Below are 13,101 nucleotides of genomic sequence, written 5' to 3'. Positions count from 1 at the left end.
CCTGTTTCCAGGGGCGTCTGCAGTCGCGTCATGACTGTTGTATTGCGGTGTAGCAGTTACTGCTGCACAAAACCGATCTTCTTCATCTGAGCGTTCTTCGCGGCAGCCAGAACCTTGGCCATCACGTCGTACTCGGAATCCGGGCTCGCGTCGATGCGCAGTTCCGGCTGGTTGGTCGGGTCCTTCTGGACCTCGTTCTCCATCCGCTGCTGCAGCTCGCTCGCATTGATCGGGCTGTTGTTCCACGAGACCTGGTTGCTGGCGTCGATCTTGAGTTCGATCGGCGGCGGCGGTTCGACCAGCTGCGGCGGTGGGTTGAGCACGCGCTGCGGCAGGTCCACGGCGATCGGGTACGTCATGATCGGCGCGGTCACGATGAAGATGATCAGCAGAACCAGCATCACGTCCACGAGGGGCGTGACGTTGATGTCTGCCATGGGGCCTTTGCCACCACCACTACTGAATGCCATGGCTTACTGCCCCTTCTCTTTGGTCGCGACGAAGCCGACGTCCAGCATGCCCTGTTCCTGCGCGATCTTGGTCATCTCGTTGATGACACGCATCTTGGTGGTGCGGTCACCACGCAGGTTCAACGGCGGCTGCGGGGTCTGCTGGGCGGCGGTCGCCAAGCGCGACTCGAGAGTCTGCTTGTTGATTTCTTCGTCGTTCCAGTAGATCGAGCCATCTTCCTTGACTGCCAGGGTGATGGGGCCCTTGCGGTCGTTGGTGTCGTCCGGCTTCTGGACCAGGTTGGCCTCCGGCAGATCCACCTTGACCTTGTGGGACATCAGGGGCGCCGTGATGATGAAGATGATCAGCAGCACCAGCATCACGTCCACGAGGGGCGTAACGTTGATGTCGGCCATGGGGCCGCCGCTGTTACCACTACTGAAAGCCATAACGGGCTCCGTCTAGATCGTGTTGACTACGTTCTCGCTGGGTACAGCGCGTCGCAATTAGCGGACGCGCGAACCGGTGGCGAAGAAGTCGTGCAGGTCGTGCGCGAAGGTATCGAACTTGCTGATGGTCGCGCTGTTGATCTTGCTGAAGAAGTTGAAGGCGAACACGGCCGGGATCGCGACGAACAGACCGATCGCGGTCATGATCAGCGCTTCACCCACCGGGCCGGCAACGGCGTCGATCGAAGCGGAGCCGGTGGCACCGATCTTGATCAGCGCGCCGTAGATGCCCCACACGGTACCCAGCAGACCGACGAACGGAGCGGTCGCGCCGACGGTGGCCAGCAGGGTCATGCCCGACTGCAGCTTGTTGCTTTCGCGGGTCACGGCCTGACGCAGAGCGCGGTCGACGAACTCCGAACGGCTCAGGTTCTCACCCACGCCGCCGGTGGCGCCGCCTTCAGCGCGCTGGTGGTGGGCAGCCGCCTGGGCAGCGTCCAGGGCGATCTTGGAGAACGGCTCGGAAGCCGGCTGTTCTTCCATCGCACGGATGGCGTCCTGCGCGTTCGGGGTATCCCAGAACAGGCTGACGACGCGATCAGCGGCGCTCTTCAGGCGGGTGGCGCGGAAGATGTTGATGACGGTCCAGTACCAGGACATGGCCGACATGACGACCAGGGTCAGCAGCACGACCCAGGAAACCGCGAAATCACCCGGCTTGGTGGTCATTTCGTGGATCAGGTGCTCGAAGCCCATCTGCGACAGGGCGTTGGACGGATTGCCCCCGGCAGCAGCGGCGATGAAAATTTCCTGCAGCATGACGCTTACCTTTGTTGTGTGTGGTGATAAAGGGTGTAGCTAAGCTAAACAATCGAACTGGGAGCGGGGGTGGCCAGGCGGCCACCCGGACGCATCAGTTCAGCGCAAAGTTGACCGGGACGCGAACGCGACCTGCCGCCTTCTTACCGCCAGATTCAGCGGCGTTGAAGCGCCACTTGCGAGCTGCTTCCATCGCAGCACGGTCCAGGTCGCGGTTACGGCTGGACTTTTCCACCGTGACATTGGTGACGTTGCCGCTGGCATCGACATCAATGATCAGGATCACTTCGCCCTGGATACCCGCGCGGAAGGCTGCCGGCGGGTAGCGCGGCGGGTTCATGGCCTTCGACGAGATGTCCACGCTGGCCTCGATCGAGGTCGGCGGAGCCGGCGGCGACGGAGGCGACGGCGGGGTGACGATATCGCTCGGGCGCGGTTCCGGCACGTCCACGACCGGCGCCTGCGGCGGCGGCGGGACCGGCGACGGCTTCGGCGGCGACAGGTTCTTCACCGGCGGCGGCGGAGTATCCGTCGGCGGCGGCGGCGGCGGCGGCGGTGGCGGCGGCGGCGGGGCGTCGACGATCGTCACCATGACGTTGCGCTCCTTCTCAGCCACGGCCTTGGGAGCCACGGCGGGGATCAGGAGCATCATGAACGCGGCCAGATGCAGGGCAATTACAAACGCGATGCCGACGATGCGAGGCCAGCTCAGCCCCTTGTCATCGGGTTGTTCGTACCGGTGAACGACTAGTTGTTCCGTCATGCGCCAAGAGCTCAATAGTGGGGCCGGGATGCCGGGGGCGGAATCCCTGATCAGCGGTGCATGACACCGCAGGAACCTCCAAGCTTATACCAATCCTGAGCGCCTGCGCATCAACTGTGCAGGCATTCAGGCGTTATTCCTACTTACTTCAGGTTGATGATTTTTTTGGCATCAGCCTGGTTCTTCACACCCTTCGCCAGCGCCTGCTGGGCGGCCTGCTTGGCCTCCGGGATGCGACCTTCGGCATGCAGGACGCGTGCCAGGTTCAGGTAGGTCTCACCGTCCTTGGACAGCGGGGCAGCCTTCTGCCACGCATCGATCGCCTGCGGCACCTGGTCGGAGTAGTAGTAGGACTGGGCCAGCGCCAGGTAGACCTGGTAATCCGGCTTCAGGATGCCCTTCTGCAACCCTTCGTTGATGACCGCGATGACGTCCTTTTCCTTGTGTTCGGTGTTGGCATAGATCGAGTACAGCTGCTTGTACTCGCGCTCTTCGGTGAGCTGGCCGCTGCTGCGCAGCTTGTCCATCACCGCGGCAGCCTTCTCCATCTGATCGGCCTGCATGTACATGCTGGCCAGGTTCAGCTGGGCCTTCTTGTCGTTCGGGTTCTTGGCGGCCAGTGCCTCGGCTTCCTTCACCGCTTCACCGGACTGGCCGGCTTCGGAGAGGGCCGCCATCAGCAGCTGGTTCCAGTTGTCCTTCGGTTCGGTGGCGCCGGCGATGGCCTGCTTCAGCACCGGGATCGCTTCCTGGTAGCGCTCCAGCTGGTACAGCGCCTGGCCCTTGGCGATCAACTCTTCCGGCTTGGTCGACTTGCTCTCGGCGAAGTACTTGTCCAGGGTCGCCAGGCCTTCGGCGGTCTGGTCTTCCTGCAGCTGCAGCTGGCCCAGCATCAGCATCGACTGGAAGTGGCCGTTGTTGTCCAGGCCGTTGAACTGCAGGACCTGCTTCAGGTAGGCCACGGCAGCCGGGGTGTCGTCGGTCTGGTAGGCGGCCTGCGAGGCCAGCTGCGCGGCCAGCGACTTGTCGTACTCGTTCGCGGCGCTGTCAGCCAGGATCGCGTCGGCCTGCGTGCGCGTCTCCGGGAACTTTTCCTTGTTGTAGCTGTCGATCATCTTCTGCAGCTTGCTGCCCAGCTTGGCCGATGCCTTGACGGTCGGCTCCTCGCGGGTCGCGTTCGGGTACAGCGCTTCGGCCTTGGCCTGCTTGCCGCCGCGGTTGCCACGCTCGGAGGAACGCGAGGACTGCGCGAAGGCATCGGTGACCACGGCGCCGGTCAGGGCGGTCGCGACGAGGACGGAAAGCACAGCTTTGTGGTTACGGAAAATCATCGTTCACCTCGATCGAACCGCCGGATAGCGGCAAAGTCGGACTGTCAGAAAAATCTGAGCCGCCAAACGTATCAGAAACAGATGGCGTGAGAAATCGTTTTATGTGCTGCAATACAGCATAGAACTGCGCACTCATCCGCACTTTGGCCGCAGCCCGGCCGCCTGCGCCTGCTGATAGACCGGCGTCAGTCCCGGTGCATCGCGTCGCAGTTCCTGGATACGGTTGGCTGGATCGGGGTGGGTGGACAGCCATTGCGGGCTGCGGCCGCCACTGGCGGCCATCATGTTCTGCCACAGGTCGACCGCCTGCGCCGGGTTGAAACCGGCCTGGGCCATCAGTCGCTGGCCGATCACGTCGGCCTCGCTTTCCTGGGTGCGTGAACCGGGCAGCAGGAAGGCGGTCTGCGCGCCCATGCCCCCGAGCTGGTTGACGGTGCTGGCAGCGCCTTCTCCGTAGGCCGCGCCGGCCAGCGCACCGAGCACGGCCAGCCCGGTCTGCGCACCCATCTGCCGGGTGATGCGCTCTTCGTGGTGGCGGGCGATGACGTGGCCGATTTCATGGCCGATTACGGCAGCCAGCTGATCCTGGTTCTTGGCGACGGTGAAGATGCCGGTGTTCACGCCGACCTTGCCGCCGGGCAGGGCGAAGGCGTTGGGCTCCTTGTCGACGAACACGGCCGTCTCCCACCGTACGCCACGGTATTGAGGCGGCAGCTGCGCGACCAGGGCGTTGACCACGCACTGCACGTAACCGTTCTGGCGGCCGTCGGTGCTGATCTTTTCCTTCTGCTTGGTTTCGGCAAACGCCTGTGCGCCGAGCTGGTCCAGCTGCGCCTGCGACACCCCGCCCACCATCTGCCGACGGCCGGTAGGAGAGGTCGTGGTCGCGCAGGCGCTGACCAGGGTGGTGATGACAAGGGCCAGCAGCAGTTGTTTCATGGATCCACCCCCGTGTTCATATGCGCAGTGTGTAGCGTAGCGGCTTAATCTTTCGTCAAGCGGACACGGCGTTACGTTGCCCCGAAGAACACAAGCGCGGCAAGCGCCACGCCGTTGTTCAGCGCGTGCGCGGTGATCGCGGCCCAGAGCGTTCCGGTGCGCTGGTACAGCCAGCAGAACGCGGCACCCATGCCGCCATAGACCAGCCACAGCTGCGCGATCTCGGCCGGGCCGTTGGCACTGGTGCCAGGGATTTCATGGATCAGGGCGAAAGCAAGGCTGCTCAGTACCACGCCCAGCCACGGGCGTCCGGCCTTCCACAGGCGGCCAAACAGCACGCGGCGGAACAGCAGCTCCTCGTAGGCCGGTGCCAGTACCACCGCGAACAGCACCAGGAACAACGGGAAGCGCGCGATCGCACTCTGCATCAGCGCCAGATTGGTGGGAACCGGCTCGATGCCGAACTGCTTGGCCAGGAAGGCGATGCCATTGCTGCCGAGCACGATCAGGGTCGCCACCAGCAGGGTCCAACCCCAGGTGGAGGGACGGCGCAGCGCCTGGCGCGACGCGTGGCGCTCGGCGGCATTGGCCGGCCGTCGCCAGAAGTACAGCAGCAGCGCGGCGCCGCCGGTGGCAAACAGCGCCATGAGAATCTGCGCAAGCGCGCCCGGCTGGCCCAGTGACGCCGCTACCGAACTGGCGTCGGGGGCACCAGCGCCGGCCTGCGCGTTCGCGTAACCGACCACCACGCCACGGTACAGGCCCCATAGCAGGCCGCTGATCAGGCTCAGGCCGAACAGGGTGACAGCGGCGATACCCAGGTCGATGAAAAACCCCGCCAACGGCGAAACGGCACGCGGCGCGGCAGAAGCCGGCGGAACCGGGGGCGGAGCGGAAACCGGGGCGGATGCGGACATCAGGTACCTGCGTTCAAGAGTCGAAGGCCGGCGCGCCTCCCCGCGCACCGGCCGTGTCCCGATTGTGTCAGATATCCAGGTTTGCGACCTTCAGCGCGTTGTCTTCGATGAAGTCGCGACGCGGTTCGACGACATCGCCCATCAGCGTGCTGAAAATCTGGTCGGCAGCGACAGCATCTTCGATGCGCACCTGCAGCAGTCGACGGGTTTCCGGATTCACCGTGGTGTCCCACAACTGCTCCGGATTCATTTCACCCAGACCCTTGAATCGCTGGATCTGGCGGCCGCGCTTGGCCTCCTCGAGCAGCCAGTTCTGTGCCTTGGCAAAGCTGTCGACTTCGATCGACTTGGCACCGCGGGAAATGGTCGCGCCTTCGCGGACCAGACCGTGCAGCAGCTTCGATGCCTGGTGGATCGCGCGCAGTTCGCCGCTTTCGAAGGCCGACATCGGCAGCACCTGGATGTGCTGTTCGCCCATGTGGCGACGGGTCACCAGCACAGCGGCCGGGCGCTCATCGTTGGCGTCCTGCAGTTCCAGCGTGAAACGCGGGCTGCCCAGGCTGCCCTGGTTGAGACGCTTGGCCAGTGCATCCAGGCCCTCGCCTTCGCCGGCAGCGCGCAGGCTTTCCAGGTCCATCGGGACGAAGTCGACCAGCGCTTCAAGCAGGTTGCGGTCGTAGCGGTGTGCGTTGCGCTCGATCGAATCCAGCGCCGCCGCGTAGGCCAGCAGCAGCTTCTCCAGCGCCAGGCCTTCGATGCCGGGCTCGCCGGTGGCCGGCACCAGTGCAGCGTTTTCCACTGCGCTGCTGGCCAGGTAGCTGTCCAGCGCCGGGTCGTCCTTCAGGTACAGCTCCTGCTTGCCCTGCTTGATCTTGTACAGCGGCGGCAGGCCGATGTAGACGTAACCGCGCTCGATCAGCTCCGGCATCTGACGGTAGAAGAACGTCAGCAGCAGGGTGCGGATGTGGGCGCCGTCGACGTCGGCGTCGGTCATGATGATGATCTTGTGGTAACGCAGCTTGTCCGGGTTGTACTCGTCACGGCCGATGCCGGTGCCCAGCGCGGTGATCAGCGTACCCACCTGGTCGGAGGACAGCATGCGGTCGAAACGCGCGCGTTCCACGTTGAGGATCTTGCCGCGCAGCGGCAGCACCGCCTGGTTCTTGCGGTTGCGGCCCTGCTTGGCCGAACCACCTGCCGAGTCACCCTCGACGATGAACAGTTCGGACAGCGCCGGATCCTTTTCCTGGCAGTCGGCCAGCTTGCCTGGCAGGCCCGCGATGTCCAGCGCGCCCTTGCGGCGGGTCAGGTCGCGGGCCTTGCGCGCGGCTTCACGTGCACGTGCGGCATCGACGATCTTGCCGGCGATCGCCTTGGCTTCGTTCGGGTTTTCCTGCAGGAACTCTTCCAGGCGCGCACCGAAGGCGTTTTCCACCGCCGGGCGCACGTCGGAGCTGACCAGCTTTTCCTTGGTCTGGCTGGAGAAGCTCGGGTCCGGCACCTTCACCGACAGCACTGCGATCATGCCTTCGCGCATGTCATCGCCGGTCAGGTTGATCTTGGCCTGCTTGGCGATGCCGTTCTGCTCGATGTAGTTGTTGAGCACACGGGTCAGCGCACCGCGGAAACCGGCCAGGTGGGTACCGCCGTCCTTCTGCGGAATGTTGTTGGTGAAGCAGTACATCGTCTCCTGGTAGGAGTCGGTCCACTGCAGCGCCACGTCCACGACGATGCCGTTGTGCTCGCCGGTGACTGAAATGACGTTCGGGTGCAGCGGGGTCTTCAGCTGGGCCAGATGCTCCACGAAGCTGCGGATGCCGCCTTCGTAGTGGAAGTCATCGCGACGGCCGTCGCCACGCTCGTCGGCAAGGACGATCTTGACGCCGGAGTTCAGGAACGACAGCTCGCGCAGGCGGCGTGCCAGGATGTCGTAGTGGAATTCCACGTTGTCGTGGAAGGCGACGGTCGACGGCCAGAAGCGCACGGTGGTACCGCGCTTGGTGGTGGCTTCCAGCTTGGCCAGCGCAGTCACGGCTGCGCCGTTGCTGAATTCCTGCTGGTAGTGGGAGCCATTCTGGAACACGTCCACCAGCAGCTTCTGCGACAGCGCGTTGACCACGCTGACGCCGACGCCGTGCAGGCCGCCCGAAACCTTGTAGCTGTTGTCGTCGAACTTGCCGCCTGCGTGCAGGACGGTCATGACCACTTCGGCCGCAGACACTTCGCGACCGAGCTTGGCGCTCATCTGCTCGTGCTTGCCGGTCGGAATACCACGGCCGTTGTCGGACACCGAGACCGAGCCGTCGGCGTGGATCGTCACTGCAACGTGGTCGGCGTGGCCGGCCAACGCTTCGTCGATCGAGTTGTCGACGACCTCGAACACCATGTGGTGCAGACCGGTGCCGTCATGCACGTCGCCGATGTACATGCCGGGACGCTTGCGGACAGCCTCCAGGCCTTCCAGGGCGGTAATGCTGTTGGCGTCGTAATTGCCGTTGTTTGCCGGGGTGTTCTGTTCGTCGCTCATTGCGCTTGCCGTAGGCTCCGCAGGTCGGGCACCGCTTGGGGCGATGCGCCGAGAATGAAAGGATTCCAACCCGAATTATACCAGCCGGGGTCGAGCGGACCTGGTGTGCCCACTATGGCACAGCCACGATCTGTGCATGTTCCACGTGGAACCGGGCGATGTGGGTCAGTTCCTGCAGCGCCGCCGGGGTTTCGGTGGCGGTGATGAAGATCTGTGCCGGCCCATTGAGCAGGCGCTCCAGTACCCGCGCCTGATGGGTGCGATCCAGCTCCGAGGCCAGATCGTCCAATGCGATCACCGGCCATTCACCTCGCTGTTCCGCATAGTCCTCCGCCTGTGCCAACAGGCACGCCAACGCCGTCAGCTTGGCCTGGCCGCGGGACAGCGCATCACGACCTGGAATGCTGTGGAAATCCACACTCCAGTCCGCGCGGTGCGGGCCCACCGAGGTATACCCGGCCTGCCGGTCACGTTCCCGGGCCAGAAGCAGGGCATCGGCCAAGGGAAGCTCGTGCCGCCGCCAACCGGGGCTCAGCTCCAATCCCTGGATACCGAGCTGTGGAGCGAGGCTGGCGGCCAAGGCGACCGTGCGCTGCTGCAGACGCTCCAGGTAGTGCTGGCGGCGGCTGGTCAGTGGTTCTCCTGCCTCGGCCAGCTCGTGATCCCAGGTATCGAGCATCCGCGACGGCCCGCCCTGCTTGAGCAGGGCATTGCGCTGCTTCAGCGCCCGGGAGTAGCGACGCCACAGGGACAGAAAATCCGGTTCCACGTGGAACAAGCCCCAATCGAGGAAGCGGCGGCGGGGTTCACCACCACCACTGACCAGTGCATGGCTCCCGGGCTCGAACGTCACCACGGCCAGCGCTGCGCAGAGATTACCCAGCTGTGCGACATCCTCGCCGTCCAGTCGCCCCTTCCAGTCCTGACCACTGTGGCGCAGGCCGGCTTTTCGGCGGTGGGGCGGGTGATGGGCACGCTGTTCGTCCCATTCCACGAAGATTTCCAGCGCTTCCTGGCCCTGGCGTACCAGACCGTCGCGCACCCGGCCACGGAAGCTGCGGCCATAGGCCATCAAGTGCAGGGCTTCGAGCACGCTGGTCTTGCCGGCACCGTTGTCGCCGGTCAGCAGGTTCAATCCCGGCTGGGGCGACAGGTCCACCGCACTGAAGCGACGCAGTTGATGCAAGGCGAGGCGGCGGATCTGCATGGGGCGCGAAAGACCATCCGCACAAGGCGGTAGAGGGGCAGGGAATCCATCAGCTTACTGCATCGGTCAAGCCAGCCGTGCCGCGCCAGACATCGCCACTGTGCTGAAGCCTCTGTCTGGCAACCCTACGCGTGTTCCACGTGGTGGCGCTCCCTCACCTGGGCTCGCCTGGGTCTGGATACGCCGGGAATCCTTGAATTCTGAGCGGCGGCGCAGGGTACCGGACCTCAGATTTCAGCGATTTCAGCCTCATTCCGCGAGCATCGCCAGGTGCCCCGACGGTGGTTTGCGCGAACACCGCGCAGATTTCTTGAAATCTGGGATGCGATGCCCTGTAGGGTTCCACAGATTTCAAGGAATTCGAGCCCGCCGTTTCACGCTGTCCACAGCAGGTCTGTATGACTTATACACAATGTATGGGCAAGCTGTGGATAAAAAAGCCCTTTTGCCCGACCTGCGAAACTATCCACAGGTTCCCCCCCAGCCTGAGGGGCCTCTATACAGGGGGTTTCAGGTGCATAAATCTCTTCAAAATCAAATAGATAATGCATTTCTCCACGAAATCTGGGCCTACCATCACCACCATGCTTTAGATTTATACCCAGATTTAGAAGCTAGGCCGGCCCCGATCCGACCCCAACGAGACCTGTGGACAGTGGCGTCTGCAGATGAAGCAACCGCAGCGTTGCGACCCACGATCTGCTTCACCCCTCCGGCAAGTTCGGGGAACGTGCATCAGTCTGAAGACCCAGAACGACATACTCGATCGAAAGCGGCTGGACAGCGCTCACGCTCACAACCTGGATTCCAATCGCTCAGCACCGATTGCATCGGAAGGGCAGCCAGGATCAATCGGCAACCAGCAATCTCAAGGAAGGCATTCACCCATACCTGGAGATCCGGCCATCGCAATGCTCCACGTGGAACCTGCAAAAAAAAACGCCCGGGAAGGTCCCGGGCGTCGTTCGGTTCCACGTGGAACAGGCTGCCGTCAGAGACGCAGCGGCATCACCACATGGCGCGACTTCTCGCTGCTGGACTCACGCACCAGTGCCGAGGAGTTGGAGTCGCGCAGCTGGATGATGACTTCCTCGTCGCGCAGGGCAGACAGGGCATCCAGCAGGTAGTTCACATTGAAGCCGATGGCCAGATCGCTGACCGTGGTGTCGGCTTCGATCTCTTCCTGGGCTTCTTCCTGTTCCGGGTTGTGCGCGCTGATCTTCAGGTTGCCCGGCGAGACTTCCACGCGGATGCCGCGGTACTTCTCGTTGGACAGGATTGCGGCACGCTGCAGCGAGGCACGCAGTGCTTCGCGATCAACCTTCACTTCGCGGTCGGCACCGATCGGAATCACCGCTTCGTAATCCGGGAAACGGCCGTCGATCAGCTTCGAGGTGAAGGTGACATCGTCGCGCTTGACGCGGACGTGGCTGCGGCCGACTTCCAGCTCGATCTCGCGATCGCCGCTCTCCAGCAGGCGCTGCAGTTCGGTCACGCCCTTGCGCGGCACAATGATCTGGCGCTTGGAACCACTGGGCTTGGCCAGATCGGTTTCACACAGCGCCAGGCGGTGGCCGTCGGTGGCGACGGTACGCAGCGCATCGCCGCGCAGATCGAACAGCAGACCGTTGAGGTAGTAGCGCACGTCCTGCTGGGCCATCGCGAACGCGGTGCGTTCGATCAGTTCCTTCAGGGTCGCTTCGCCGATGGCCACGCGCTCGGTGGCTTCCACTTCGTCAACCGACGGGAAGTCGTTGGAGGGCAGGGTGGCCAGGGTGAAGCGGCTGCGGCCGGCCTGCACGGTGATCTTGTCACCGGTCTGCGAGACCGTGACCCGGCTGCCGTCGGGCAGGGCGCGGATGATCTCGAACAGCTTGCGGGCGGGGATGGTGGTTTCGCCGTCCTGGGCATCTTCAACCGCGATCCGCGACACCATCTCCACTTCCAGGTCGGTACCGGTCAGCGACAGCTGGCCGTTCTGCACCTGGACCAGGAAATTGGCCAGAACCGGAAGGGTCTGGCGGCGTTCGACCACGTTGACGACCTGTGCCAACGGCTTGAGAAAGGCTTCGCGCTGCAGTGTGAAACGCATGTGGTTCCGTGCCCCTATGCTTTAAAAAATGTGGAATAAATCAAAAGCTTGGTGGTGCTGGTAGAGACAGAATCGCTGGAAAACAACGCTAAGTCTTTGTAAATAAAAGAATTTCAGACCTCGAAACCCTCTGTATTACCGACCCCCAGGGGGTGGGGAAAGCTGTGGATAAATTCGACGCGATTTCAGACGCCATTTTTATCCACAACGTGTCCCGCGCTTGCTACCGGATTCTGCACCGTTTTGTGCGATGACGCCTCATCGGCATCCGTGCATCATTCGCTCAGCTTCCGGATCAGCTTGTCCCAGTCCTCGCGGAGCTTGCCGTCGGTTTCCATCAGGGTCCGGATCTGGCGGCAGGCATGCAGCACCGTGGTGTGGTCGCGACCGGCAAAGGCGTCGCCGATCTCGGGCAGGCTGTGCTCGGTCAGTTCCTTGGTCAGGGCCATGGCGACCTGGCGGGGCCGGGCCAGCGAGCGGGTCCGACGCTTCGACAGCAGATCCTTGATCTGCAGGCCGTAGTAGTCGGCAACGGTTTTCTGGATGTTGGGAATGCTGATCGCCTGCTGCTGGGCGCGCAGCAGGTCGCGCAGGGTTTCCTGGGCGAATTCGGTGGTGATCGCGCGGCCGGTGAAATTGGCGCGGGCGGTCAGGGTATTGAGCGCACCTTCGAGGTCGCGCACGTTGGAGCGCATCTTCTTGGCGATCAGGAACGCAACATCATCGGGAATCTCGGCACCGCGTTCGCGTGCCTTGGCCAGCACGATCGCGGCGCGGGTCTCGAAGTCCGGCGGTTCGATCGCGACCGACAGGCCCCAGGCAAGCCGCGACTTCAGGCGTGCTTCCAGGCCTTCGACCTCGCGCGGATAGCGGTCGCAGGTCAGGATGATCTGCTGCTTGCCATCGAACAACGCGTTGAAGGTGTGGAAGAACTCTTCCTGGGTGCGGTCCTTGCCGGCGAAGAACTGGATGTCATCGATCAGCAGCGCGTCCACCTGCTGGAACTGGCGCTTGAACTGATCCATGGTCTTTTCCTGCAGAGCCCGGATCATCGCGCTGAAGAACTGTTCCGAACGCAGGTACAGCACCTTCGCACCCGGATTGGCCTGGCGCATGGCATTGCCGGCGGCGAACATCAGGTGGGTCTTGCCCAGGCCCGTGCCTCCGTACAGCAGCAGCGGGTTGTGCGCGCGGTCGCCCGGCTTCTGCGCTGCCTGGAAGGCGGCGGCCAGGCCCAGCTGGTTGCTGCGGCCTTCGACGAAGTTGGCGAACGTGTAGTGATTGTCCAGGTTGCCGGCAAACGGCACCTGCGGTTCGCTGGACACATGCGCCGACGGCGTGGAAACCGGCGCGTTCTGCGCCTCCACGGGACGCGGGCGCGAGCCGATTTCAAGAAAAACGTCGCTGAAACCGGCGAAATGGGCCAGCAGTTCGCGGATCCGGGCCAGGTACAGCTCGCGGACCTGGTCGACGATGAAGGCATTCGGTGCATACAGCACCAGGCTGTCCACGCGCAGATCGGCCTGCAGCGGCTTCAACCAGGTATGAACGTCTTCCGGCGGGAACTCCGCTTCGAGGCGCTCGAGACTACGGGACCAGGCATCCAT

General features: G+C 63.5%; 11 protein-coding genes. All 11 read right to left on the bottom strand.

What is annotated here, in order from left to right; all coding sequences use genetic code 11:
• Positions 1–56 precede the first annotated feature (56 nt).
• Entirely contained in the window at positions 57–470 is a 414-nt protein-coding gene (locus tag ACZK33_RS00055; RefSeq protein ID WP_032129281.1) for an ExbD/TolR family protein, read from the bottom strand.
• A 3-nt stretch (positions 471–473) separates the two neighbouring features.
• The gene (locus tag ACZK33_RS00050; protein WP_012509603.1) at positions 474–899 is read right to left on the bottom strand and encodes an ExbD/TolR family protein; all 426 of its coding nucleotides are present in this window, start codon (positions 897–899) and stop codon (positions 474–476) included.
• Positions 900–956: 57 nt separating this feature from the next.
• Positions 957–1,718: a TonB-system energizer ExbB gene (exbB, locus tag ACZK33_RS00045; RefSeq protein WP_004132614.1), complete on the bottom strand. Its 762-nt coding sequence runs from the start codon at positions 1,716–1,718 to the stop codon at positions 957–959.
• Between the two features lie 94 nt (positions 1,719–1,812).
• Positions 1,813–2,481, bottom strand: a complete 669-nt coding sequence (locus tag ACZK33_RS00040; protein WP_049399022.1) for an energy transducer TonB — start codon at positions 2,479–2,481, stop codon at positions 1,813–1,815.
• 143 nt (positions 2,482–2,624) lie between these two features.
• A complete protein-coding gene (locus tag ACZK33_RS00035) occupies positions 2,625–3,812 on the bottom strand; it encodes a tetratricopeptide repeat protein (protein ID WP_032128511.1) in 1,188 nt (395 codons plus the stop codon).
• A gap of 132 nt (positions 3,813–3,944) precedes the next feature.
• Positions 3,945–4,751 carry a M48 family metallopeptidase gene (locus tag ACZK33_RS00030; RefSeq protein WP_032128510.1) on the bottom strand — a complete coding sequence of 269 codons (807 nt, stop codon included), beginning with the start codon at positions 4,749–4,751 and terminating at the stop codon, positions 3,945–3,947.
• Between the two features lie 71 nt (positions 4,752–4,822).
• A complete protein-coding gene (locus tag ACZK33_RS00025) occupies positions 4,823–5,668 on the bottom strand; it encodes a CPBP family intramembrane glutamic endopeptidase (protein WP_049399023.1) in 846 nt (281 codons plus the stop codon).
• Positions 5,669–5,735: 67 nt separating this feature from the next.
• Positions 5,736–8,195, bottom strand: a complete 2,460-nt coding sequence (gene gyrB, locus ACZK33_RS00020) for a DNA topoisomerase (ATP-hydrolyzing) subunit B (protein ID WP_032128508.1) — start codon at positions 8,193–8,195, stop codon at positions 5,736–5,738.
• A 112-nt stretch (positions 8,196–8,307) separates the two neighbouring features.
• Entirely contained in the window at positions 8,308–9,402 is a 1,095-nt protein-coding gene (recF, locus tag ACZK33_RS00015) for a DNA replication/repair protein RecF (RefSeq protein WP_032128507.1), read from the bottom strand.
• A 991-nt stretch (positions 9,403–10,393) separates the two neighbouring features.
• Complete coding sequence (gene dnaN, locus ACZK33_RS00010; protein WP_423174613.1) at positions 10,394–11,494, bottom strand: DNA polymerase III subunit beta; 1,101 nt, start codon at positions 11,492–11,494, stop codon at positions 10,394–10,396.
• Positions 11,495–11,769: 275 nt separating this feature from the next.
• Entirely contained in the window at positions 11,770–13,101 is a 1,332-nt protein-coding gene (gene dnaA / locus ACZK33_RS00005) for a chromosomal replication initiator protein DnaA (RefSeq protein WP_005411730.1), read from the bottom strand.

The organism is Stenotrophomonas sp. 86156_Sma (assembly GCF_056481625.1).
This window is presented reverse-complemented; position numbering and strand designations above follow the sequence as displayed.

Coding starts and splice junctions, on each gene's coding strand:
- ACZK33_RS00055 (WP_032129281.1), bottom strand. CDS start 470: ATGGCATTCAGTAGTGGTGGTGGCAAAGGCCCCATGGCAGACATCAAC.
- ACZK33_RS00050 (WP_012509603.1), bottom strand. CDS start 899: ATGGCTTTCAGTAGTGGTAACAGCGGCGGCCCCATGGCCGACATCAAC.
- exbB (WP_004132614.1), bottom strand. CDS start 1,718: ATGCTGCAGGAAATTTTCATCGCCGCTGCTGCCGGGGGCAATCCGTCC.
- ACZK33_RS00040 (WP_049399022.1), bottom strand. CDS start 2,481: ATGACGGAACAACTAGTCGTTCACCGGTACGAACAACCCGATGACAAG.
- ACZK33_RS00035 (WP_032128511.1), bottom strand. CDS start 3,812: ATGATTTTCCGTAACCACAAAGCTGTGCTTTCCGTCCTCGTCGCGACC.
- ACZK33_RS00030 (WP_032128510.1), bottom strand. CDS start 4,751: ATGAAACAACTGCTGCTGGCCCTTGTCATCACCACCCTGGTCAGCGCC.
- ACZK33_RS00025 (WP_049399023.1), bottom strand. CDS start 5,668: ATGTCCGCATCCGCCCCGGTTTCCGCTCCGCCCCCGGTTCCGCCGGCT.
- gyrB (WP_032128508.1), bottom strand. CDS start 8,195: ATGAGCGACGAACAGAACACCCCGGCAAACAACGGCAATTACGACGCC.
- recF (WP_032128507.1), bottom strand. CDS start 9,402: ATGCAGATCCGCCGCCTCGCCTTGCATCAACTGCGTCGCTTCAGTGCG.
- dnaN (WP_423174613.1), bottom strand. CDS start 11,494: ATGCGTTTCACACTGCAGCGCGAAGCCTTTCTCAAGCCGTTGGCACAG.
- dnaA (WP_005411730.1), bottom strand. CDS start 13,101: ATGGATGCCTGGTCCCGTAGTCTCGAGCGCCTCGAAGCGGAGTTCCCG.